This window comes from Colwellia sp. NW0002-52-1 (genome assembly GCF_057550865.1).
Genome location: NZ_BAAJLU010000019.1, coordinates 1 through 20,922 on the forward strand (window position 1 = coordinate 1; position 20,922 = coordinate 20,922).

The 20,922-nt window shown below is 36.6% G+C and carries 19 protein-coding genes; 11 read left to right on the forward strand and 8 right to left on the reverse strand.

Annotation, left to right across the window (positions count from 1 at the left end):
* Positions 1–1,249, forward strand: a 1,249-nt coding sequence (locus AC27H3_RS15470) for an EAL and HDOD domain-containing protein (protein ID WP_487107571.1), incomplete at its 5' end; no start/stop codon positions are given.
* Between the two features lie 29 nt (positions 1,250–1,278).
* Here AC27H3_RS15470 and ftsX read toward each other — a convergent pair.
* The 3 genes from ftsX to ftsY are packed head-to-tail and all read right to left on the reverse strand — an operon-like array spanning position 1,279 to position 4,188.
* Positions 1,279–2,253, reverse strand: a complete 975-nt coding sequence (gene ftsX / locus AC27H3_RS15475) for a permease-like cell division protein FtsX (protein WP_487107573.1) — start codon at positions 2,251–2,253, stop codon at positions 1,279–1,281.
* Positions 2,243–2,944, reverse strand: a complete 702-nt coding sequence (gene ftsE, locus AC27H3_RS15480) for a cell division ATP-binding protein FtsE (RefSeq protein WP_085300782.1) — start codon at positions 2,942–2,944, stop codon at positions 2,243–2,245. Before ftsE ends, ftsX begins: the two co-directional genes overlap by 11 nt.
* An 8-nt stretch (positions 2,945–2,952) precedes the next feature.
* On the reverse strand, positions 2,953–4,188 hold the full coding sequence (gene ftsY / locus AC27H3_RS15485) for a signal recognition particle-docking protein FtsY (protein WP_487107575.1): 1,236 nt from the start codon (positions 4,186–4,188) through the stop codon (positions 2,953–2,955).
* Between the two features lie 176 nt (positions 4,189–4,364).
* Here ftsY and rsmD point away from each other — a divergent pair, with 176 nt between their 5' ends.
* On the forward strand, positions 4,365–4,961 hold the full coding sequence (rsmD, locus tag AC27H3_RS15490) for a 16S rRNA (guanine(966)-N(2))-methyltransferase RsmD (RefSeq protein WP_487107577.1): 597 nt from the start codon (positions 4,365–4,367) through the stop codon (positions 4,959–4,961).
* Between the two features lie 68 nt (positions 4,962–5,029).
* On the opposite strand, the gene AC27H3_RS15495 is transcribed toward rsmD, so the two are convergent.
* The 5 genes from AC27H3_RS15495 to AC27H3_RS15515 form a co-directional block, all read right to left on the reverse strand.
* The gene (locus tag AC27H3_RS15495; protein ID WP_487107579.1) at positions 5,030–6,640 is read right to left on the reverse strand and encodes a serine hydrolase; all 1,611 of its coding nucleotides are present in this window, start codon (positions 6,638–6,640) and stop codon (positions 5,030–5,032) included.
* Between the two features lie 87 nt (positions 6,641–6,727).
* Positions 6,728–7,690 (reverse strand): adenosylmethionine decarboxylase, encoded by a 963-nt coding sequence (locus AC27H3_RS15500; protein WP_487107581.1) that lies wholly within the window; start codon positions 7,688–7,690, stop codon positions 6,728–6,730.
* A 39-nt stretch (positions 7,691–7,729) separates the two neighbouring features.
* Positions 7,730–8,344, reverse strand: a complete 615-nt coding sequence (locus tag AC27H3_RS15505) for a YjaG family protein (protein WP_487107583.1) — start codon at positions 8,342–8,344, stop codon at positions 7,730–7,732.
* A 200-nt stretch (positions 8,345–8,544) separates the two neighbouring features.
* Positions 8,545–10,431 carry a coiled-coil domain-containing protein gene (locus tag AC27H3_RS15510; protein WP_487107585.1) on the reverse strand — a complete coding sequence of 629 codons (1,887 nt, stop codon included), beginning with the start codon at positions 10,429–10,431 and terminating at the stop codon, positions 8,545–8,547.
* 188 nt (positions 10,432–10,619) lie between these two features.
* Positions 10,620–11,384 carry a SapC family protein gene (locus AC27H3_RS15515; RefSeq protein ID WP_273312220.1) on the reverse strand — a complete coding sequence of 255 codons (765 nt, stop codon included), beginning with the start codon at positions 11,382–11,384 and terminating at the stop codon, positions 10,620–10,622.
* A 192-nt stretch (positions 11,385–11,576) separates the two neighbouring features.
* Here AC27H3_RS15515 and AC27H3_RS15520 point away from each other — a divergent pair, with 192 nt between their 5' ends.
* The 9 genes from AC27H3_RS15520 to AC27H3_RS15560 all read left to right on the forward strand — a co-directional run bounded on the left by AC27H3_RS15520 (position 11,577) and on the right by AC27H3_RS15560 (position 20,918).
* The gene (locus tag AC27H3_RS15520) at positions 11,577–11,885 is read left to right on the forward strand and encodes a hypothetical protein (RefSeq protein ID WP_487107588.1); all 309 of its coding nucleotides are present in this window, start codon (positions 11,577–11,579) and stop codon (positions 11,883–11,885) included.
* Between the two features lie 147 nt (positions 11,886–12,032).
* Positions 12,033–13,361: a sigma-54-dependent transcriptional regulator gene (locus tag AC27H3_RS15525; RefSeq protein WP_487107590.1), complete on the forward strand. Its 1,329-nt coding sequence runs from the start codon at positions 12,033–12,035 to the stop codon at positions 13,359–13,361.
* A gap of 43 nt (positions 13,362–13,404) precedes the next feature.
* Positions 13,405–13,617 carry a histidine kinase gene (locus AC27H3_RS15530; protein WP_487107592.1) on the forward strand — a complete coding sequence of 71 codons (213 nt, stop codon included), beginning with the start codon at positions 13,405–13,407 and terminating at the stop codon, positions 13,615–13,617.
* Positions 13,618–13,682: 65 nt separating this feature from the next.
* Positions 13,683–15,158, forward strand: coding sequence for a sensor histidine kinase (locus tag AC27H3_RS15535; protein WP_487107594.1), 1,476 nt, complete (start codon positions 13,683–13,685; stop codon positions 15,156–15,158).
* Positions 15,151–15,603 carry a response regulator gene (locus AC27H3_RS15540; protein ID WP_487107596.1) on the forward strand — a complete coding sequence of 151 codons (453 nt, stop codon included), beginning with the start codon at positions 15,151–15,153 and terminating at the stop codon, positions 15,601–15,603. The genes AC27H3_RS15535 and AC27H3_RS15540 overlap by 8 nt, the downstream gene beginning before the upstream one ends.
* Positions 15,604–15,622: 19 nt before the next feature.
* Positions 15,623–17,569, forward strand: a complete 1,947-nt coding sequence (locus tag AC27H3_RS15545) for a response regulator (protein ID WP_487107598.1) — start codon at positions 15,623–15,625, stop codon at positions 17,567–17,569.
* Positions 17,570–17,903: 334 nt separating this feature from the next.
* Complete coding sequence (locus AC27H3_RS15550) at positions 17,904–18,332, forward strand: hemerythrin domain-containing protein (protein ID WP_487107599.1); 429 nt, start codon at positions 17,904–17,906, stop codon at positions 18,330–18,332.
* Positions 18,329–19,237 (forward strand): phospholipase A, encoded by a 909-nt coding sequence (locus AC27H3_RS15555; RefSeq protein ID WP_487107601.1) that lies wholly within the window; start codon positions 18,329–18,331, stop codon positions 19,235–19,237. The genes AC27H3_RS15550 and AC27H3_RS15555 overlap by 4 nt, the downstream gene beginning before the upstream one ends.
* Before the next feature lie 61 nt (positions 19,238–19,298).
* Positions 19,299–20,918: a diacylglycerol kinase family protein gene (locus tag AC27H3_RS15560; RefSeq protein WP_487107603.1), complete on the forward strand. Its 1,620-nt coding sequence runs from the start codon at positions 19,299–19,301 to the stop codon at positions 20,916–20,918.
* Positions 20,919–20,922 lie beyond the last annotated feature (4 nt).

Below are 20,922 nucleotides of genomic sequence, written 5' to 3' on the forward strand. Positions count from 1 at the left end.
ATCGCTACCTGAAACGGAATTAAGAGGTGTCATGTTTTCATTTATAGCCCGACAACCCATTTTAAATGTAAATAAAAAGGTTGTTGCATACGAATTACTGTTTAGAAATGGTGAAAAAAACTGTTTCCCCGATATTGATTCAGACCAAGCAACATCTAACCTTTTAAGTAATAACCACCTGGCTTTAGGTGTTGAAAGTATTACACAAAATTTACCCGCTTATATAAACTTTCATACTAAAGCGTTAATGGCTAATTTTCCTAGTTTTCTTGATCCAAAAAAGGTTGTTATCGAAATACTTGAAGATGTAAAACCAACAGACGAATTGTTTACAACCTGTAAATTATTATCTGCAAAAGGTTACACCTTAGCCTTAGATGATCATGACTTTGATCCAGGATGGCAACGATTTCTCCCCTATATAAAAATAATTAAGATCGATGTATACGACTATTCATTTGTTGAAATTAGTAAATTTGTCAGCTCAATCGATACAACTAATATTACCTTGCTTGCTGAAAAAGTTGAAACTATTGAGCAATTTGAGCAATTTAAATTACTCGGATTTACTTTATTTCAGGGATATTTCTTTGCCAAACCTGAATTACTCAAACAAAGAAAAATCACCACTGCTAAGCAAAATATTTTAGCGCTAATGGGTTACGCGAGTGATGAAAAATTAAACTTTGAAGGAATGAGTAATATATTCAGCTCAGATCCTGGTTTAAGTTATAAGTTACTACGCTTTATTAACAATCCTTTTTATGGTCGAAGCCAAGAAATAACGTCATTAAAGCATGCGTTAATTTACTTAGGCGATATAGAGTTGAAAAAGTTTATTGCATTACTCGCGTTAACCGATCTAAATGACAGCAAACCAACTGAAATTATACGTTTATCATTAGTACGTGCGAAATTTTGTGAGCATGTGTCTTTATTAAGAAAGCATCATGCTAACCCACCAAAAGCATTTCTTACTGGAATATTATCGTTAATTGATGGGGTATTAGATAATACAATTGAAACTATTGTAGAAATACTACCTATTCATCAAGAGATAAAACAAGCATTAGTAAATCAGGATAACTATTTGTCAGACTTCTTAGATTTAGCTAAAGCTATCGAAGTTGGTAATTGGAATGAAAATGATCAACTCATTAAGCGACTTTCGTTAACACACGATGATTGTCTCAAGGCACACGAAGCCGCGACTCTTTGGGCTGATGGTATGTTAAATGTTGCGCTATAACCTATAGAAATTTACGCTAAGATTAATTGTTAGTCAGCCGTTGGCTCAATTGCTCGTATATGTTGTCGGACAGAAATAAAACTACCTAATAAGCCTAGGCCTATTGCTGTTGACTGTAAAAATAACATTTCATTAAACGATAAACCGGTCAAACCAAATTGGCTTTGATAAAGATCGGTTAATTCACGCATTGCCCCTGAAAGGTAACTGGCTAAAATAGCAACACAAATGCTTGCAACAAAGCCACCTAATATGCCGTACCATACGCCTGCATATAAAAATGGTCGTTGAATAAAGCTGTCTGTTGCGCCAACCAACTTCATTACTGCAATGGCATCTTTTTGATTTAGTATCGCCAAGCGAATGGTATTTCCTATAATCAACACCACTGATAAGCACAATAATAAAGCAATACCAAGCACTACGTCTTCAATAAGTGCAGCCATTGCTTGTAAGCGCGTTAACCATTCTAAATCGAGCTTACCTTGGTCAACACCACGCTCTTGCTCTAATTTAAGCAATAACTCTTGGGCGGCTTGTGCTTGGCTAAATCGTTGTGTTGGTGTAACTAATAGCGTAGCAGGTAAGGGGTTGTCATCTAAATATTCTAATGCTTGGCCAAAGCCAGAATTAACTTTAAATTCTGCTAGCGCCTGTTCTGCAGAAATATAAACTACATTGGTAACCTCTGGATAAAGTTGAATACGTTGTACAAGGTTTTGTGCAGCTTTATCTGTAGTCGATAGCTTTAAAAATAACGTAATTTCAGAGGCTGAATCCCATTGCTGAGTAACCGTTTGAGTATTTTTTACAAATAAATGTAAGGTCGCTGGCAACGTTAAACTGATACCTAACACAAGTACGGTCATCACTGAAGTAAAAGGCGTTCGCCACAAATCACCTAAGCTACCTATGGCTTGTTGTAAATGTCTCAAAACCCTTTCGGTAAAGCGAGCTGTCCAATTTAAATGTTGGCCATGGTGGCGGGTGTCGTTAGCTGCCATTATGTTCACCTACCGCTTGTAAACCATCAACAATACCATCAGTGATCATATGACCTTGTTTTAAGGTTAGTGTTCTATATCTCATGCGAGCAATTAGCCCTAAATCATGAGTCGCGATAAGTACACTCACTCCCATATCGTTAAACTCTTCAAATAATCGAATAATATCTAACGACAGTTTAGGGTCTAAATTACCTGTTGGCTCATCCGCTAATAAAATGGGCGGTTTATTTACAATGGCTCGTGCAATACCAACACGCTGTTGCTCTCCACCCGACAACATATTTGGGAAACACTTCAACTTACTGGTTAAGTGCACCTTATCTAACGCTGCCTCAACCCGCTTACGCGTTTCTTTCTGACTGTAACCTTCAATAATCAGCGGTAATGCGACGTTTTCAAATACGGTGCGATCAGCTAATAAATTATGGTTTTGGAAAATCATACCAATACCACGTCGAACATAAGGGATTTGTGAATATTTAATCGTTGATAATTCAGTGCCGTTAATTTCAATACTACCGGCACTGGGTTTTTCCATGATACTCATTAGCTTAAGTAAGGTACTCTTACCTGCGCCAGAGTGACCGGTTAAAAACGCCATTTCGCCCGGAGCAATAGTAAAGCTCACTTTTTTCAGTGCTAAAAATCCTCCAGGGTAGGTTTTGCTAACGTCATTAAATCGGATCATATTAAATTTTATGTCTCTTGATTTTCTTGAGTAAATAAAGCATCAATAAAATCATTACCATTAAATGGTCGTAAGTCATCAATACCTTCACCAACCCCTAAATAGCGAATTGGAATAGCATGCTTATCGGCAACAGCAAAAACAACACCACCTTTTGCCGTACCATCAAGCTTGGTTAGGGTTAAACCTGTTAAACCAACAGCTTCATTAAATAGCTTAGTTTGACTTAACGCGTTTTGTCCTGTGCCAGCATCTAGGGTTAACATCACTTCATGTGGCGCATTAACATCGAGTTTTTTCATTACTCGGACGACTTTTTTCAGCTCTTCCATTAAATGGCTTTTATTTTGTAATCGTCCGGCAGTATCAGCAATTAATACATCAACACCTCGTGCTTTAGCTGCACTGATAGCATCGAATATAACCGAGGCACTATCTGCACCGGTGTGTTGAGCAATTACAGGAATATCGTTGCGGTCGCCCCAAACTTGTAATTGTTCAACAGCAGCTGCGCGAAAAGTATCACCCGCTGCTAACATAACCGACTTACCTTCGGCTTGAAACTGTTTAGCCAATTTACCAATAGTGGTAGTTTTACCAACACCATTTACACCAACCATTAAAATAACATAAGGCCCGTTAGTTGAGTCAATCACCAATGGCTTTGTAACCGGCTCAATAATTTTTTTCAGCTCTATTTTTAATAAGTCATATAAGGCTTCTGCATCTTTTAAATCGCGACGAGATGCTGACTCAGTTAATGAGTTAATAATTTTAGTTGTGGTTTCTACACCAACATCGGCGAGTAATAAATGGGTTTCGAGCTCTTCAAATAACTCTTCATCAATTTTTTTACCACTGAATAAGCTAAAAATTCCACCGCCTAAGTTCTGGCGGGTTTTACTTAAACCTTGCTTTAAACGAGCAAAAAAGCCTACTTTGGGCTCTGGCTCTGGCTCTGGCTCTGGCTCTGGCTCTGGCTCTGGCTCTGGCTCTGGCTCTGCATGAAATTCTTCAATAATAGCCCCATCAATTGCAACAACTTCTGCTACTGGTGGTGGGCTAAACACAGCAACTGGCTCTTCTTCAACAATAGAGACTTCAGTTAAATCCTCTGTTATATCAGCAGCTTGCTCAACAATCTCTGCGGGTTGTTTAACAACTTCTTCAACGGCAGGAGTTTCATCTTCTTGTGCTTTCTTACCCAGACCTAACCAGGAAAACATACCTTTTTTCTTCGACATAAATGTATTTACAATATAAGTTGGATGTATAAGTTTACTACTAAAATCATTTGACTAGAATTCTTTATAACGAGAATAATTCTTTAGATCAAATTGGTATTCACAAGTAAACAAGGATAAAATTGCCAATATAGTATCACCTAACCTGCCGACAAAAAACAAAAGCTGTTTAAGTTATGAGCAAAGTCAAAAAACAAAATGATAAAAATGCCACTAAAGGGCAAATTCGCATTATTGCAGGGCAATTTCGTGGTCGAAAATTACCGGTATTAATGGCCGATGGTTTACGCCCAACCACTGACCGAGTTAAAGAAACCGTTTTTAACTGGTTAATGCCCTATATTCAAGACGCACATTGTTTAGATTGTTTTGCAGGCTCTGGAAGTTTAGGTTTTGAAGCCATGTCTCGTGGCGCCAGCACAGTAACTTTAATCGAGTTAAATAAACTTGCTGCGCAACAATTAAAAGCGAATAAAACATTACTTAAAGCGGAAAAAATTCAAGTTATTCAGCAAAATGCCTTAGATTTTTTACAAAGTAATCAACAACGTTTTTCATTGGTGTTTATTGACCCGCCATTTAGAAAAAATTTAGCGCAACAAACGGCACAATTGTTAAATGAAAAAAGCTTAACAGATGACGCCTTAATTTATGTAGAAATGGAAACAGACAACAATACTCAAGTTATGCCTAGCCATTGGCAACTGCTGAAAGAAAAAGTAGCCGGCCAAGTGGTATACCGACTTTATCAAAATCAAAACAACGCCAATTAAAAAATAAAAGTAGGGTCAGATACACATTAAAGCTTTAATGTGTATCTGACCCTACTTTTAATTCCAAATTAATGATTTAAATTCAAAGCTTTAGGTTTTAATTTTAGATCATGGAAATCAAAACTAAAGTCTGTTGCCATTGAAACTGCCTTCATGGTGACATAGTTAATCGTGCCATCTGGATTTAAATTAAAATTTACATAAGCATCAGCTTCTAAAGTACGATCGTCCCAACGCACAATAAAAGTATTATGCTGATAATGCACTAACGTACCATGCAGCGCAGGTGTGTTAGCAAACTGCATCTTTAAATCATTATTTAATAAGCTAATTGAAACTTCACCATACCAATTATCGACATAGCTTTGAGCATAATTAGCCAACGGTAATGATGGAGATGAGTGCTGCTTAATATTAGCCGCAACTTTCTCTAACTCTTCATGTTTGTTAATGTTTTTTTCTTTTTCTAATCCCGCATAATGCTCAACCCAGTCTTTTTCTGGCAATTCTAAAAATTCAGTTAAAATTTGTTGAGATAACGCATTAAAAGCAAAACCTGATTGTTGATTGGTTAAAATAACCATGGCTAAGTTCTCTTCTGGCACCATGACTACTTTTGACACCATACCTAAAATCCCACCCGTATGGCGCACTACTTTTACACCGTGATAATCTTTAACAAACCAGCCTAAGGCGTAAGCATAAAAATGGGTTTTATCTTGCTCAGTTGCCTGTTCTGATACAGGTAATAATGTGCGTGCTTGCCACATTGCTTGGCTTTGCTCTTTACTAAACAGTCTTAACACTTTATCGCCGTCAACACCGTATTGTCCGTTATTAAGCTGCGCTTTAAGCCATAACGACATGTCATTAACGCTTGATGCGACAGAGCCAGCAGAGGAGAATTTTTCTAAAAAGTTACCGCCAACAACTTGTAACTCGCCGTTTAATGGTACGTGAGCACGAGCGACATTTTTATTATTTTTGGCAATGAGAGAAAATTTCGCGCGGGTATTACTCATGCCTAAAGGCTCAAAAATACGACTTTGAATTACCTCTTGCCAAGGCTGCCCAGTAAGTTTTGTAATGATCTCTCCGGCGATAACATACATTAAATTGTCGTAAGCAAACTCACTACGAAAGCTCGACACTTGCGGTAAGTGCTTTAAACCTTTAATAATATCTTGATTAGTCAGCGTTGTTTCAGGCCAAATCATTAAGTCGCCTGCACCTAAGCCTAAGCCACTGTTATGTGACAGCAAATCGATAATCGTAAACTCGCGCGTAACGTAAGCATTAGGTAATTGAAACTCTGGAATAATATCAATAACTTTTGTTTGCCAGGTCAGCTTACCTTCGTCAACTAAACCAGCCAACAATGCCGCGGTCATTGCTTTAGTGTTTGACGCTATACCGAATAATGTATCAGCATTTACCTTTTCGCTACTACCGTGCTTAAGTACGCCAAAACCTTTACTTAACACTACTTCATTATCTTTAATAATGGCGACAGCAATCCCTGGTACTTGAAAAGCTGCCATCGCTCTTTTGATAGATAGCTCAATGCGTTCAATTTTATTGTTATTATCAGCGGGTGTATTAATGTTTTGCGCATGAAGATGATGCACAGTCGATAAAGCCAATAAACCTATATAAAAACCGATAAAGCTTAATTTCATCTAACTTCCTTGATCTATGTTATTTTCATTATTAAAAGGGTGCTTGTTCCGCTAACTTTAGGTATTTATATATTACATAGCAAAGCATTATAGCGCGTGGCTTGCACCGTTAATATCAAGCGATTCGGCGTCACTAAACATGGTTTGCGGTAAAATATAGTTCGCAAAACTAACCAAATTATTATTACTTAATTTTTTTTGAAACAATGATTTACTAATGTATTCTTTGGGCAGGTACTGCTGAGTTAATTGATTAAAAGCCTCTTCGTTAACACTCAAGAGATCAATGGATTTTGGCGCTAAAATACGTAGAAAATCTGGTGCAAGTGCAATCAAATTAATATTAGCTTGGATACTGACATAACTACTGCTCGCTTGCGGTGTTATATGAATGGTTAAAAACTGCTTACCTTTGATAGCATTAATAGAGTAACCAAAAGGTTCAAAAACAAAATCATCAAATATAAAACCCGCTAACAGTCTATCTAGCTGTAAAAACTCTCTAACTTCTTTACCGCTTAATCCAACATTTGTGAGCTTTTCAGAAACTTCTGGGCAAATTTGATAAGCGATAAGCTCGTACGACTTATCTGCTTTACTGGCCTGAAAATCATTATCTTGATGAAATATATAATTATGATGACCGTCTAATTCACCAAATCTAAACGCTTTACCTGTAGTGTATTGGCCGAGTAAAGCAATATCATCGCCAAAGCTACTTAACTGAGCATGAGCAAAATACTCGTTTTTTCTTTGATAAGAGATATGTTGAATGTTATCCATACCAGCTTTCGTTATAAAGTACTCAACAGAATGAATTAATCTTGTATTACCACAAGTAATAATTAAAAAACGATCATGCCAAACAAATAAACTCGATTCAGATAATAAAAATGCTGTGCAATCTTCATTTTCAATTGTTGATAGTATTTTTGCGTTGCAACATTGCACTAATGCTTGCCAAAAATCTAAAGTGAAATCGTCTAATAATGAAATTTTAGATCTATTAATAATAATTTCAGCTTTCTTTTCTGAACCTTCAAAAAACAAATCATTTACCCTCAATATCTAACCTGGCGTTCAAAACGATTAAGCGTTTATTTCTATACCTAAATTAGATAACCCTTCCTCTAACACCATAGCTTTGGCTTTAACACAACTTGCTTTGTTTTCACTCGCAGACATTAAGAAATCAAATAATTCATTTTGCGTCGCTATTTCCCATTGCATTAAAGGATGCGCTGAAATTTGTTGCGCTGATATTACTATTTCGTCTTCTTCTGGCGTAATTTCGTCAACTTCCTGGGCTAAAATTAGCTCAACATAATAACTAACGCTGTTTTCTGAAAGCTTGCTAACATTGATAAAACCATCACCTTCAGGGTCTTGCATCGCTTGAAATAAAGACATTAACGCCATGGCGCTATCTAGGGCAGGAAACACGCCTAAAAAATCAAAAAGTTCAGGATCTGGTACTTGTTCTTCAAGTTTAGCTATTTGTGCATCGTAATTAATCTTGCAGCGATTAGCTTTATCTAACCATTGCCAAACAAGGTCTAATTGATTTCTTAACACCTTATAATTACCAAACGCCGTATGTTCTGAAAACATTTGATAATTGGGTATCATGCGCTCAAGTAACGCTGCACAAAATGCCACCTGTTGCCACTGACTTAATTTATTAAAAGGTAGGTGAATCGCCACGTAGAGTCTCGTTATTTAGAATCAAAAAGGAAAGTATTATATACCGATACAACATTAATATGCGAATTACATCGGTATGTAATTAATAGTGTTAACACGCTTTTTAAGTAAGTTGTTTGCTTGTGTTAACCTCAGCACGACTAAGCCTATTAATGCTAGGTATATACTCGCAAATAACGATAATAACAGTGCGCTGCTACTTACCTATTTACTTTAGTGAGTTCTTTTTGTGCATACTCAAAGCGCAGTCGATACTCAGTCAACTTATCTTCAAGTTCACTAATTTGCTGATCTAATCTGCGATTTAACTCAGTATTTTCATCGCGAAGATACTTTATTGTTTCACGCGCTTTATTATATTCTACTTCTTGTTTATCTTTATTTTCTTGATGTAAAAGCCTGTTATTTGCTGTTTTTTTCCTGTCTTCATCAAGCTCTGTTTGTACAGCCGTAAGTTGTCGCTGTTTCTCAGCTAAATCTTTTTCGATACTTGCTATATCTACTAATGACTTAGCATAAGAGACCTCTATCTCTGCCAGTTTAGTTGACTCAAGCGTGGCACGCTTAACTTTTTCTTCAAGCTGTGAGGATAAGTCTGCTAATGCAGTATCACTTTTTCGCTGCAACTCAACATATAATTCATTCTGTTTAACTAACTCCCGTTGATGCACGGTCACCATTTTATTGTGGTTTTCTTCTTGTTTTTCTATCGACAGCTTATGTTTAAGTTGCTCGTTTTTATTTTGACTAGTCAGCTCGTTGATCTTTTCTAATTTATCAGTATCTTTTTGCTCTAATTGAGTAATAAGTTGTTGCGAACTTTCCTTCTCAAGCACGGCTTTATCAAATGCTTTTGTTAACTCAGTTACTTTCTTAGTTTGCTGCTCTTTGATATTAGTTAGGTCAGACTCTGTTTTTGCTAATGTGGTTTTTAAGTGTGAGTTTTCATCACTTAGTTTGGCTGATAATGCTTGCTCTTTTTTAACTTGCGTCTCAAGCGACTTTACCGCTTCTTTAACTTGCTGATGCTGATTTTTTTGCAAACTTAGTTCTTCGTTTACTTGAGTAAGCTTACTTTCAATAGCTTGCTTGCTTCTTTCAACATCGTGCATTTTTTTGACTATTTGCTCATTATTATCTGAAGACAACTTTAATGCTTGGGCATTTTTTTGTTGTTCGTTAAGCAAGCTAGTATTAATCTCTTTTTTGTCTAATTCATATTGCTGTTGCGTAACAACCGCAGCTTTTTCATTTTGTTTAACGGTTTGCTCAAGGCTATTAATTTTTTTCTTTAAATCATTACTTTCATGTGCTTTTAGAGTTATATCCGCTTGTTGCTTATCAATATTTACTTGTTTATTCTCAAGCTCTGCTTGTAAAGCAGCTATTTGATCATTTAATAAATTTGCTTGTTGTTGCTCATGGGTTAATTGCTCATTACTGGAAAGTAATTTTTGCTCTTGCTCTGCTTTTAAGTACTCTAGCTCGCTTGATACCTGTTCAAACTTAAGCTGTAAGTCTGAGTATTGTTGATTTTGAACAGTAAGTGTTGCAGCTTTTGCTTTATCATTTTTGGCTAATGCCTCTTTTTGTAAAACAATTTCATTTAGTGATTGCGTGGCATTTTCAGCAGTTAAATTTAATGATTCTAATTTTTGCTGTTGCTCGGTGTTCTCTTTATTAAGTGTTGCAACTTGTTTCGCTAGCTGTGTATTTTCAGCGAGTTTTTCTTTCAAAAATTGTTCAGAGTCAGTTAACTTGGCATTGTTCAGGTTTTCTGCATTAGAAAGGTTTTCTTGAAGTTTTACTAACTTGCTTTGCTGCGCTTCAAGCTCAGCTTTTAATATATTAAGTTCAGCACTTTTTTCTTCTTGATTTTTCGAAAGCAATAATAGTTCTGACTGATGTTGTTTTTCAAGGGCGGCATAATGCGGATGTGCTGCGATTACTTCAGAAGTTACTTCAATATTATCACTGTAACTCGTTAATAGAGCTGTGATCTTATCTTCGATTTGCAGGTAAATATCACCCGCCAAATTTTGGATGTTTTCTTCAATATCACTCGGTAATTTTTTCTGAACAGTCATACGGTATAAATCCCTAACCCTACATCAATTAAACAACGTCAGCTGAAATCATCCTAGCAGACGTTCAATATAGATTCATCAACTAATAGCAATTTGTTTAAATATTAAACTAACCTTTGTAATACATTAAATTTTAAGCAAAAAAAAAGGACTAACAAGTCCTTTTCTATATACACTTTACTTCAGCTTTACTTTTCTGCTTCGGCGGTTACCGGTGAAAAACGAATAGCGCTTACTTTAGCTGGAGATTCACTTTGATTACGCAGCTGTGCTAAACGGTTAACTTGGCCAACAGAGCCTAGCATTGCGTGAATAGGAATAAATAAACCACGCTTATGGAAATCAAGAACTTGCTCATCGCTTAATGCTTGAATTTTCTTTTCGTCTACGCTGTATAGGCCAACGAGTTTTTTCGTTTCGCCTGAAGCAAAGTTTACATTCAATTCAAGCTCTAGTAATAAATCGTTATCTACTAATTCTTTAATGAACTTTTCGTTCATTACTTCATTGTCGTATAAGCGACCTAGAGAATCTTGTACGCCTTTCAAGAATTCAGTGTCGTTACCTTCAGCATCAAATAATTCATGTTCTTTATCTTCACCAACAAATTTACTGTCTAAATCAATACAAGCAGTTAATGTTTTTTCTTTTTCAGGGTCTAAGCCTAAAGAGAATGGTGACATTGAAATACTTTGAGGCACATAAACTGCCTGCCAAGAATCTTCTTTGTAATATAAATTTTCGCCAGCTTCTAAACCTAGCATTACAACACTACGGTAACGCTCGCTTCCTTGATCTTTTACAATTACAACTGGGTAGCTCGTGGCTGCTTGAGAAAACTCAGGTGCTGTGATCGGCGCAATATGCTGAGTTGATACGTTTGATAAATCACGTTTTGCAGCGATTTTAATATTCTGATGAGTTTCTTTTTTAATCGGGGTAATGTTAGCCATGAATAGGGTCTCTTTTTACTGCGTCTTTAATCTTTGTCATTTTTGACACATGTTTTGTTGTGATAATAGTTATGGAGACACGCGAAGAAGGTTTCAATGGTATAATTAAATTATCTTCAGTTATTTTTAATTACTTTCTGGCGGCAGTCAAAAACAAGAGATTAAAATAATTTAAAAACAAAGAGTTAAACTATGGGAATAAAAATTTATTTTTATATTGTAATGCTGACTTTTAGCCCAGTTATTTTGGCATTACCTAAAGTAACCGTTAGTTTTGGGGATTCAAATGGTTTCGCACGTATAAAAATTAAAAACGAAACTTTTGAACCTTTAGCCTGCTATGTGGCTATTGATGGCCATAAAGTAAAATTTAAATTACAAGGGCAATCTTCATCGCGTTGGATAAGTGCAACAGATAAACGTTTTAACTATCAAAACTTTAGTACTTGGTGTGATTATTTAGAGCTGCACCCAAATTACAAAGCTTATCAAGTTTATTAATCACATAAGCTTAGCTAATAAATTTGTACAACTAAATTCAATTAAACGGCAAAAATGTAAATAACTTCATTATGCTACCTCTTCTTTGTTATGATCTATATATGATTAAAAAGCGTATATCGGATATGCTTTTCAAAGGAAATTAATATGCTACAAGTGCTTTTGGTGGATGACGATGCAGAATTTACAGAAGTTGCATGTCAGATAATCGAATTTATTGGTCATGATGTTTATGTTGCATCGACTTTAAAAGAAGCAGAGGAATGGCTAACCAATCAGCAATTTGATCATGTTTTGCTTGATTTCATGTTACCAGACGGTAGCGGCTTGCACTTGATAGATTTTTTGCAAAAAAATAACCTCAGCCCTTATATAACACTTATAACTGGTCACCCTTCAGTTAAAGGTATGCTTGCCGGTTTGTGTGGGCCAAAGGTTAATTACATAGTCAAACCGCTGCAACGTGAAGATATTGAAGCAACACTCAGTAGAAAAACGAAGCAATCTAAAAAAACCAACAGTAAAATGCCAACCTTGCATTTTGGCTGTTTAGTAGGTGAGTCAAAGCCTATGCAAGAGCTATATACCATGATTGAACGAGTAGCTAAAACCTCTGCTAACGTTATGCTTATGGGAGAAAGTGGTGTAGGAAAGGAAGTAGTTGCGAATGCCATTCATGCTTCTACGGGTGCAACGGATCCCATCGTTGCTACTAACTGTGGTGCGATATCGAAAGATCTCATTAGCAGTGAATTATTTGGTCATGAAAAAGGGTCATTTACTGGCGCTGTTGCTCGCAAAGATGGCGTATTTGTTCGAGCTGGTAACGGCACACTATTTCTTGATGAAATAACCGAAATGCCAATCGACATGCAACCAAACTTATTGCGCGCATTAGAAAACAAACGCGTAACACCTGTCGGCGGCACCCAAGAAGTCAAGGTAAATTGCCGCGTTGTTTCTGCTACCAACAGAACAATGGCTGAGTTAGCCGAAGGGAAAGTTATTCGTGAAGATGTTTATTATCGTTTAGCTGTTTTTCCCATTAGCATTCCATCATTAAGCGAAAGAAAAGAAGACATTCCATTACTTGCGGAAGTTTTTTTACAACAGCTGAACGATGAAAATGATGCCGAATTTACTTGGACAACCGCACAGTTAGATATATTAAAAAATAACCCTTGGCCAGGTAATATTAGAGAGCTCAGACACGCAATACACCGTGCATTTATTATGAGTGATCCGACAACAAAAATGATGCAATTACCCAGTAGTTTTATCTCACCATTCGCGTCTAACTCAAATAATTCATCTGCTATTTCGGCAGGCCAAACCATTGAAGGGCTTGAAAAAGAGCTTATTCGTGTAACGCTTGATAAAGTTGATGGCAATAAAACTCAAGCAGCTGAAATGCTGGGTATTAGCACCAAAACCTTATACAACAGATTACATGCATACGGTGACTTTACCGATTAACATATTAATAAGTGGTTAAAATTTTAATAAAGGAGGCAATAACATGAATCAAGAGCATAGCGATATTAATCAATTAATACATGATACTCGTGCGCCTTTAAATAGAATTTCGATGCAGGCTGAGTTAATAAAAATGGTGCTCGAAAACGATATGCCTAAAGACAAAGCAATCGCCGCGGTAAATAAAATAATTGACGCTTGCCAAGATTGCAGCAAGCGCTTACAAGATATTGCTGAGTTCTCTCATGATGATTAATTATTTACCGCACAAATCAAACAGAAAACTTCAGGTTTTATTAATGGGCCAGCAAGTGAGAAAAAATGAGAATTAAAACACTTTTCGACAATACGGTATTTAATTGGGCACTTATCTCAAGCATCGTTATTATGATGATAATTACCAATGGTTATTTAGCGATAAAAACCATTGAAGACTTATCTAATACGCAAAGCAGCCTATACAATACCGGCGATATTATTGGAGAGATAGACAATCTACATAGCTTAGTATTAATGGCCGAAACAGGCCAACGTGGATATTTATTAACTGAAATACCAGAATACTTAACCCCTTATGAAGATGCCTTAAACAATCTAAACGAACAACTGACTAATACCAGAAAATTACGTTCTGAAGTACAAGGACAAACAGAAAGAATTGCAGCTTTACTTATTTTAGTAGAGCAAAAAACCGATGAGTTAATTAAAACCGTTGAACTAGCACTAGCTGATAAAGAAAAGCGCGCGTTAAAACTAGTAATGACAGGTACAGGTCGCGACTTATACAAAGAGTTTAGAGCCGACTTAGAGTATATAAAAATAAGGGAAATAAACTATCGAAATACACTGTTTGCCATTCTTTCAACAATAGAGCGTGAAGCAAAGGTTACTTTCGCCATTTCTGGCATTACCAGCACACTATTACTGTTAGGATTAGCATTTTTTGCGCGGTTAAGTAGTAAAAGCGAATTAAAGTATCGTCTACAACTTGAACAACAAAACGAAGACTTAGCCCATAAAGTTGCAGCGCGCACCAAAGAACTTACGCTTTACTCTGAGGAATTATCGCGCAGTAACCGCGAACTAGAAGACTTTGCCTTTGTAGCATCGCATGATTTACAAGAACCGCTAAGAAAAATTCGAGCCTTTGGTGACAGGTTACAAACAAACTACGCCCAATTGTTAGACGAAAAGGGTGCTGACTACATTGATAGAATGAAAAATGCAGCAGAGCGCATGTCAAACCTAATCAACGACTTACTTGAGTTCTCCCGTATTTCTACACGCGGAAAACCCTTTAAAAACGTTCCTTTACAACAACTCATTGAAAGTACCCTTGACGATATAGAAATTAGTATCGAAGAAAGCGGCGCAACAATAACACTAGATAAATTGCCCGAAATTAATGCTGATGCAAGCCAAATGCATCACCTTTTTCTTAATTTAATTTCTAACGCGATTAAATTTAGAAAAAATAACGTTAAGCCTATTATTGAAATACAATATAACCAAGAAACAACAAGCCAAGAACAATGGCATGTTGTTACTGTAAAAGACAATGGCATTGGGTTTGAGCAAGAGTTTTCCGATAAAATATTTGTCCCATTTCAACGCCTACATGCCCGAACTGAATATAAAGGCACAGGAATTGGTTTAGCAATTTGCAGAAGAATTGTTGAACGCCATGGAGGAAAAATTTCGGCAACTAGCGTTTTAGGTGAAGGAACAAATTTCAAAATCGAAATCCCTTTTAATAATACTTTAATAGACTTAAGCGGAGAAAATATTAATGCTTAATAGCACAGGCAAGCCTTTCACTATATTAATGGCTGATGACGATGAAGATGATCGTCTTCTCACTCAAGACGCTTTGCAAGAAAGTCGAGTTCGAAACAGCTTATATTGCGTAGAAGACGGCGTTGAGTTACTTGAGTACCTCAAAAGGGAAGGTAAATATGCAGACCCAGAAAAATCACCCAGACCTGGGCTGATTCTCCTTGATTTAAACATGCCAAGAAAAGATGGCAGAGAAGCGCTAAAAGAGATTAAAGCAGATGAAGAATTACGGAATATTCCCGTTGTAATACTCACCACTTCAGGCCAAGAAGAAGATAAAGTTAAAGGCTACAATTTAGGCGCTGCTTCGTATATTACTAAACCCGTTAATTTTGAAGGCTTAGTTGAGCTCATGAAGGCATTAGGAAAATACTGGATAGAGTTTGTAGAATTACCTAATGAATAAATTATAAAAGCCAAAAAATATGAACAAAAATCCTAAATCAGTTGCTCGTGTTTTACTTGTTGAAGATGACGAAGATGACTTCATTCTTACGAGTGAATACCTTAATCAGTTAGCGTCCCACAGTTTTGAAATTGACTGGGTAACTAACCCAAAAAAAGCACTTGAACAACTAAATTTAGGTAAGCATGATATTTGCCTACTAGACTATCAACTAGGTGCATACAATGGCTTAACCGTATTAGAAAAGGCCTCAGAAAACGGCTGTTCAACACCCATTATTATGCTAACTGGACAGTCTGATGAAGCGCTTGATCAATCAGCTTTAGCCGCTGGCGCTGTTGACTACCTTGTAAAAAGCGAAATGACCACAGCTAGATTCGCTCGGGCGATAAGATATGCTTTGGCACGACAAGAAATAGAAAACGAGCGTCTTGAGCGCATAAACGCCGAAACACAAAATCAGTCAAAAGACCGGTTTCTTGCACATTTAAGTCACGAACTTCGAACACCATTAACCTCTATTCTGGGCTATACCGAAATATTATTAAACAGTAACAAAGCGCCAAATGCAGAGCCTGAACTCAACATTATTTTAAATAACGGTCAACACTTACTCGGCCTATTGAATAATGTACTCGATTTATCAAAAATTGCCGTGGGTAAACTCGAATATAATTTTTCTACTATTAATGTTGACAGCTTTATCGCCGATATTTTTTGTTTAATGCAAGTACATGCCGCCGACAAAGGGCTAACATTAAAAATGCATGCAAAAAATGCCTTACCTTTGCAAATATATTCCGATCCTGTGCGCTTGCGCCAAGTACTAATAAATTTAATTCATAATGGCATAAAATTTACCGAAACAGGCCAAGTAACATTAACTATCTGGACTGAATTTATAAATGAGCAAGAGCTGATGAAATTTTCAGTTGCAGATACGGGCCAAGGTATTCCAGAGCATATGTTAGGTAATATATTTAAACCCTTTGAGCAAGTTGAAGACTTTATCTCAAGAAAAGAGCAGGGTGCCGGTTTAGGTTTATCCATTTGTACTGAGCTAGTTCAACATATGGGCGGCTCGATAACTGTTAACTCTGTGGTTAATCAAGGCAGCGAATTTGTTTTTTCTGTTGACCCTGGCGATATTGCTGATCAAGAACGTGTTTTACTGGCTTTTGAACAAGAGCATACAAGCCATGAAATTATCGCGCTTACACCATTACAAGGGCATGTGTTAGTTGTTGATGACATGGATGATATTAGGCAATTAATTGGTCAACTTTGTCAATCATTTGGTCTTAAGGTTAGCTATGCATCTAACGGCTTACAAGCAATAGAACAATGTAAATCAGCGAAAGAAAATAATCATTGTTTTGATCTGATCTTGATGGATATTCATATGCCCACGCTTGACGGTAAACGGGCAATTAAAGAAATAAGAGCGTTAAATTTCGATAACGCCATTATTGCCGTTACCGCTGCAACCATGAAAGGGGTAAAACAAGAGTTATTAGCCCTTGGTTTTAACCATATTGTTGCTAAACCAATCGACAAAAACGAACTTTACCAAGGCTTAGCTAATTATCTAAGCATAGAAAACCAGTCGAGTGCATTACAAAATAGTGTGCAGCGATTTTTAGTGGTTGAAGACGATGAAGATGCCGCAGATGTAACCGTGCTATTACTTGAATCTCTGGGTATTGAAGCTGTAAAAGCCCATACGGCTGAAATATGTCAAGATCTACTTAACAAAGAAAACAATTGGACGACAATATTACTTGATCTGCACCTACCCGATGCAAGTGGCTTAGATTTAGCCCATTCGATAAAGCAGTCGCACCCAAATATTAGGTTAATATTGGTCAGTGGCGCTACTGTGCCTGAGCCTTCCTTGAAACAAGCTGGCATTAATAAAGCGATACTTAAACCTATTAATCTGGAAATCTTAAAGGGCCTGATATAGCGAACAGCTTGTTGGGCTCATTCTCACCGTCATAAAATAATTACTCACCTGCGTGTAAATATTGCTTCTTATTTATAAAAAATAAAATAGCCAACGACAAGCACACAACTAAACTCATAAAAAACAATAACTTAATGAAATTAAAATTCTGGTATATATCTCGCTTATATAAACTCATTAATTTCTCCCTACTGTAAAAGACAGTAGGTCTGTTAGATCACTTACATAAAAGCTTAGTTAATCGCCGTATTAAAAAAGCCTTGTTAAGTGATCTATTTAATAGCTTATTGAGTATTAATAGTACTTAAAATAATGAATATAAAAGAGGGACACCATGGATATTTTTGCCGCACTAAGTAGTGATCATGAAAAACAACGTTTATTAATGAAAGCATTAGTAGAGACGTCGGGTGACTCCGCAAGCCGAAGAGATTTTTTTATCGACTTAAAACACCAATTAAAACGTCATTCAGCTGCCGAAGAACGTCACTTTTACATGCCGCTAATGGAGCTTGATACAACCATTGAGCTTGCTCGACATGCCATTGCTGAACACCATGAAATAGATGAGTTTATTGCCAAACTAGAAACAACCGATATGGATTCGCCTGTTTGGTTAAAAACCATGAAAGCATTACAACATAAAGTTACCCATCACTTAGCTGAAGAAGAAAGAGAATTTTTTCAACAAGCGGGTAAAAACCTAAGCGCTAGCCAAAAAATAGAGTTAGCAACTCAATATCAAGCAGAGATGTCAAATTGATTAAAATTTTAAAAAGTATTAAGCCGTTACTAACAAGCGCTATTTTAATTATAAGCTTTAACCTGAGTGCAGAAGAAGTTTCTAATGATTTAGCTCAGCCTTCAATTTTAGACCAAAGATCGAAGGCTGTTAACAAAGCTATTGCTAACCCTTTTGCATTTTCACAGCATAGACTAAATTATATTTTACCATTTTCCTATGCTAGCAATCCAAACACTCTCAGCGCTACCGGTTTAAATACTGAAAATGTTGATAACATAGAAGCAAAATACCAAATTAGCGTTAAATTACCGTTATACCAAATGGAAAACAGCACATCTGGCTTATACATGGGTTTTACAGCTGTTTCATATTGGCAAGTTTACAATGGTGAAGCTTCGAAGCCGTTTAGAGAAACCAATTATGAACCTGAGTTGTTTTACTCTTGGAGAAATGAGCTCACTTTTGCTGGTTTCAAATTTAACCAAATTCGTCTTGGCGTAAGCCATCAGTCAAATGGTCAAAGTGGTTTACGCTCACGAAGCTGGAACAGAGTTTTTGCTTCTGCAATGTTTAGTGATGAAGACTCATTTTATTACCTAAAAGCCTGGTATCGAATAAAAGAAGACCCAAAAGATGATCCTTTTGATTCTACTGGCGACGATAATCCTGATATCACCACATTTTTAGGCCATACAGAATTTGGCTATGGTACTAAACTTGGAAGTTTCAATCTCATTACCTTAATAAGAAACAACCTAAAAACCAGTGAAAATAAAGGTAGTGTTGAACTCAACATTTCATACCCAATAAGTGAGAGATACGAGTTACTAATGCAATACTTTAATGGCTATGGCGACTCTTTAGTTGATTATAACCATCATCAACAACGAATTGGTTTTGGTATTCAATTAAAATTTATTTAAGCAACCCTACTTTAACTGACGTTGCTCAACTGAACTAGCGATCTAAAATAGGAGAAAATTCATGTTTATCGTTAAATATTACCTTATAGCCGCTATTTTAGCTGTTGCAGTATTTCTATTGAGTAGCAGTTTGTTTATTAAGGTTGTTTTTGCTTGGATTGGCTTGTCTTTAACACTTGTGAGTGTAGCCTATATTTTTGATTTACCTTGGATTTTCAGAAAAAAAAGAAATGGCAGCATACCTTTTTATATTAGGTGGATTTTTATTCCTTTCTTATTAGGCTCTCAGCTATATAACGCATGGGCGAGAAAGTATGACAAGGTACCTGCTATTCAAAAAATTGAACATAATTTGTTTTTGGCCTGCCGACTTTTTCCGTCTGATATTCCTTACTTAAGACAACAAGGCGTTAGTGCAATACTAGATGTTACTGCTGAGTTTAACGGCTTAGATTGGACAGCACAAAGCGAAGCATTAGATTATTACAACCTACCGGTATTAGATCATAAAAGCCCTAAAGCAAAAGAGTTACAAAAAGCGGTTCATTGGATTGAAAACCAACTTTCAAATACTCATGGTGTCGTTATCCATTGTGCTTTGGGGCGCGGCAGATCAGTTTTGGTGATGGCAGCATATTTATTAAGTAAAAATAAAAACTTAACCGTAGCTCAAGCTTTAGACAAAATAACCGGTATACGCACTACCGCAGGACTCAATAAAGCCCAACTACGCGCATTAGTGCAATTTAATAAAGATAGCCTTAGCTCGCAACAAAAGCATATATGGATAATTGCAAATCCGGTATCTGGTGGTGGCAAATGGTTAGAAAATAAAGCAGAAACTATTGAACGACTATCACCTTATTTTGTTTGCCATATTTTAGAAACAACCCAAACAACGTCGGCTAGAAGCTTAACCCAGCAAGCCATAAAAAACGGTGCAAAAACAATTATTGCCTGTGGGGGCGATGGTACATTAACTGAAGTTGCCACAGAACTCGTCAACACAGATATTACGATGGGAATTTTACCCATGGGCACAGCAAACGCCCTTGCGCATGTTCTTTACGGTATTAGCTCAAAATTTATTCCACTAAGTACAGCCTGTGACGTGATTATTGCCGGTAAAAAAACCAAAATTGACAGTGCAAAGTGTAACGACAACCTAATGCTACTGTTAGCAGGTTTAGGTTTTGAAAACAAAATGATTACTAGCGCTAACCGAGAAGAGAAGAATGCTGGTGGTCAATTCGCATACTTGCACGCTTTTTGGCAAGCCGTTAGCAGTAACGAAACATTACACTTGAAAGTGAAGCTAGATGAAGCGCCAGAACAAACCATTGAAACAACTAGCTTAGTTATCGCTAATGCCGCACCATTTACAACCATATTAGCGCAGGGGAAAGGAGCACCCAATATTAAAGATGGTTTACTTGATGTTACCTGGATACACCCTCAACAAGATATAACAAACAATATGCTCAGCTTAGCTGAATTGGCTTTATCAGGGCTAACTCAACAAACACAGCCAATTCAAAGTAAACATGCTTACGCTAAAAAAATCGTGATAAATGCAAATCATGAACTTAAATATGTCATCGATGGCGAGGTGTTTTCAAGCCAATGTTTAACTATAGAAGTGATGCAAAAATCATTAAATATATTTAGTAGCGAAGAATAAACAC

Bases quoted from the DNA above. Each gene is read 5' to 3' on its own strand.
- ftsX (WP_487107573.1), bottom strand. From the start codon at position 2,253: ATGGCAGCTAACGACACCCGCCACCATGGCCAACATTTAAATTGGACA.
- ftsE (WP_085300782.1), bottom strand. From the start codon at position 2,944: ATGATCCGATTTAATGACGTTAGCAAAACCTACCCTGGAGGATTTTTA.
- ftsY (WP_487107575.1), bottom strand. From the start codon at position 4,188: ATGTCGAAGAAAAAAGGTATGTTTTCCTGGTTAGGTCTGGGTAAGAAA.
- rsmD (WP_487107577.1), top strand. From the start codon at position 4,365: ATGAGCAAAGTCAAAAAACAAAATGATAAAAATGCCACTAAAGGGCAA.
- AC27H3_RS15495 (WP_487107579.1), bottom strand. From the start codon at position 6,640: ATGAAATTAAGCTTTATCGGTTTTTATATAGGTTTATTGGCTTTATCG.
- AC27H3_RS15510 (WP_487107585.1), bottom strand. From the start codon at position 10,431: ATGACTGTTCAGAAAAAATTACCGAGTGATATTGAAGAAAACATCCAA.
- AC27H3_RS15515 (WP_273312220.1), bottom strand. From the start codon at position 11,384: ATGGCTAACATTACCCCGATTAAAAAAGAAACTCATCAGAATATTAAA.
- AC27H3_RS15520 (WP_487107588.1), top strand. From the start codon at position 11,577: ATGGGAATAAAAATTTATTTTTATATTGTAATGCTGACTTTTAGCCCA.
- AC27H3_RS15525 (WP_487107590.1), top strand. From the start codon at position 12,033: ATGCTACAAGTGCTTTTGGTGGATGACGATGCAGAATTTACAGAAGTT.
- AC27H3_RS15530 (WP_487107592.1), top strand. From the start codon at position 13,405: ATGAATCAAGAGCATAGCGATATTAATCAATTAATACATGATACTCGT.
- AC27H3_RS15535 (WP_487107594.1), top strand. From the start codon at position 13,683: ATGAGAATTAAAACACTTTTCGACAATACGGTATTTAATTGGGCACTT.
- AC27H3_RS15540 (WP_487107596.1), top strand. From the start codon at position 15,151: ATGCTTAATAGCACAGGCAAGCCTTTCACTATATTAATGGCTGATGAC.
- AC27H3_RS15545 (WP_487107598.1), top strand. From the start codon at position 15,623: ATGAACAAAAATCCTAAATCAGTTGCTCGTGTTTTACTTGTTGAAGAT.
- AC27H3_RS15550 (WP_487107599.1), top strand. From the start codon at position 17,904: ATGGATATTTTTGCCGCACTAAGTAGTGATCATGAAAAACAACGTTTA.
- AC27H3_RS15560 (WP_487107603.1), top strand. From the start codon at position 19,299: ATGTTTATCGTTAAATATTACCTTATAGCCGCTATTTTAGCTGTTGCA.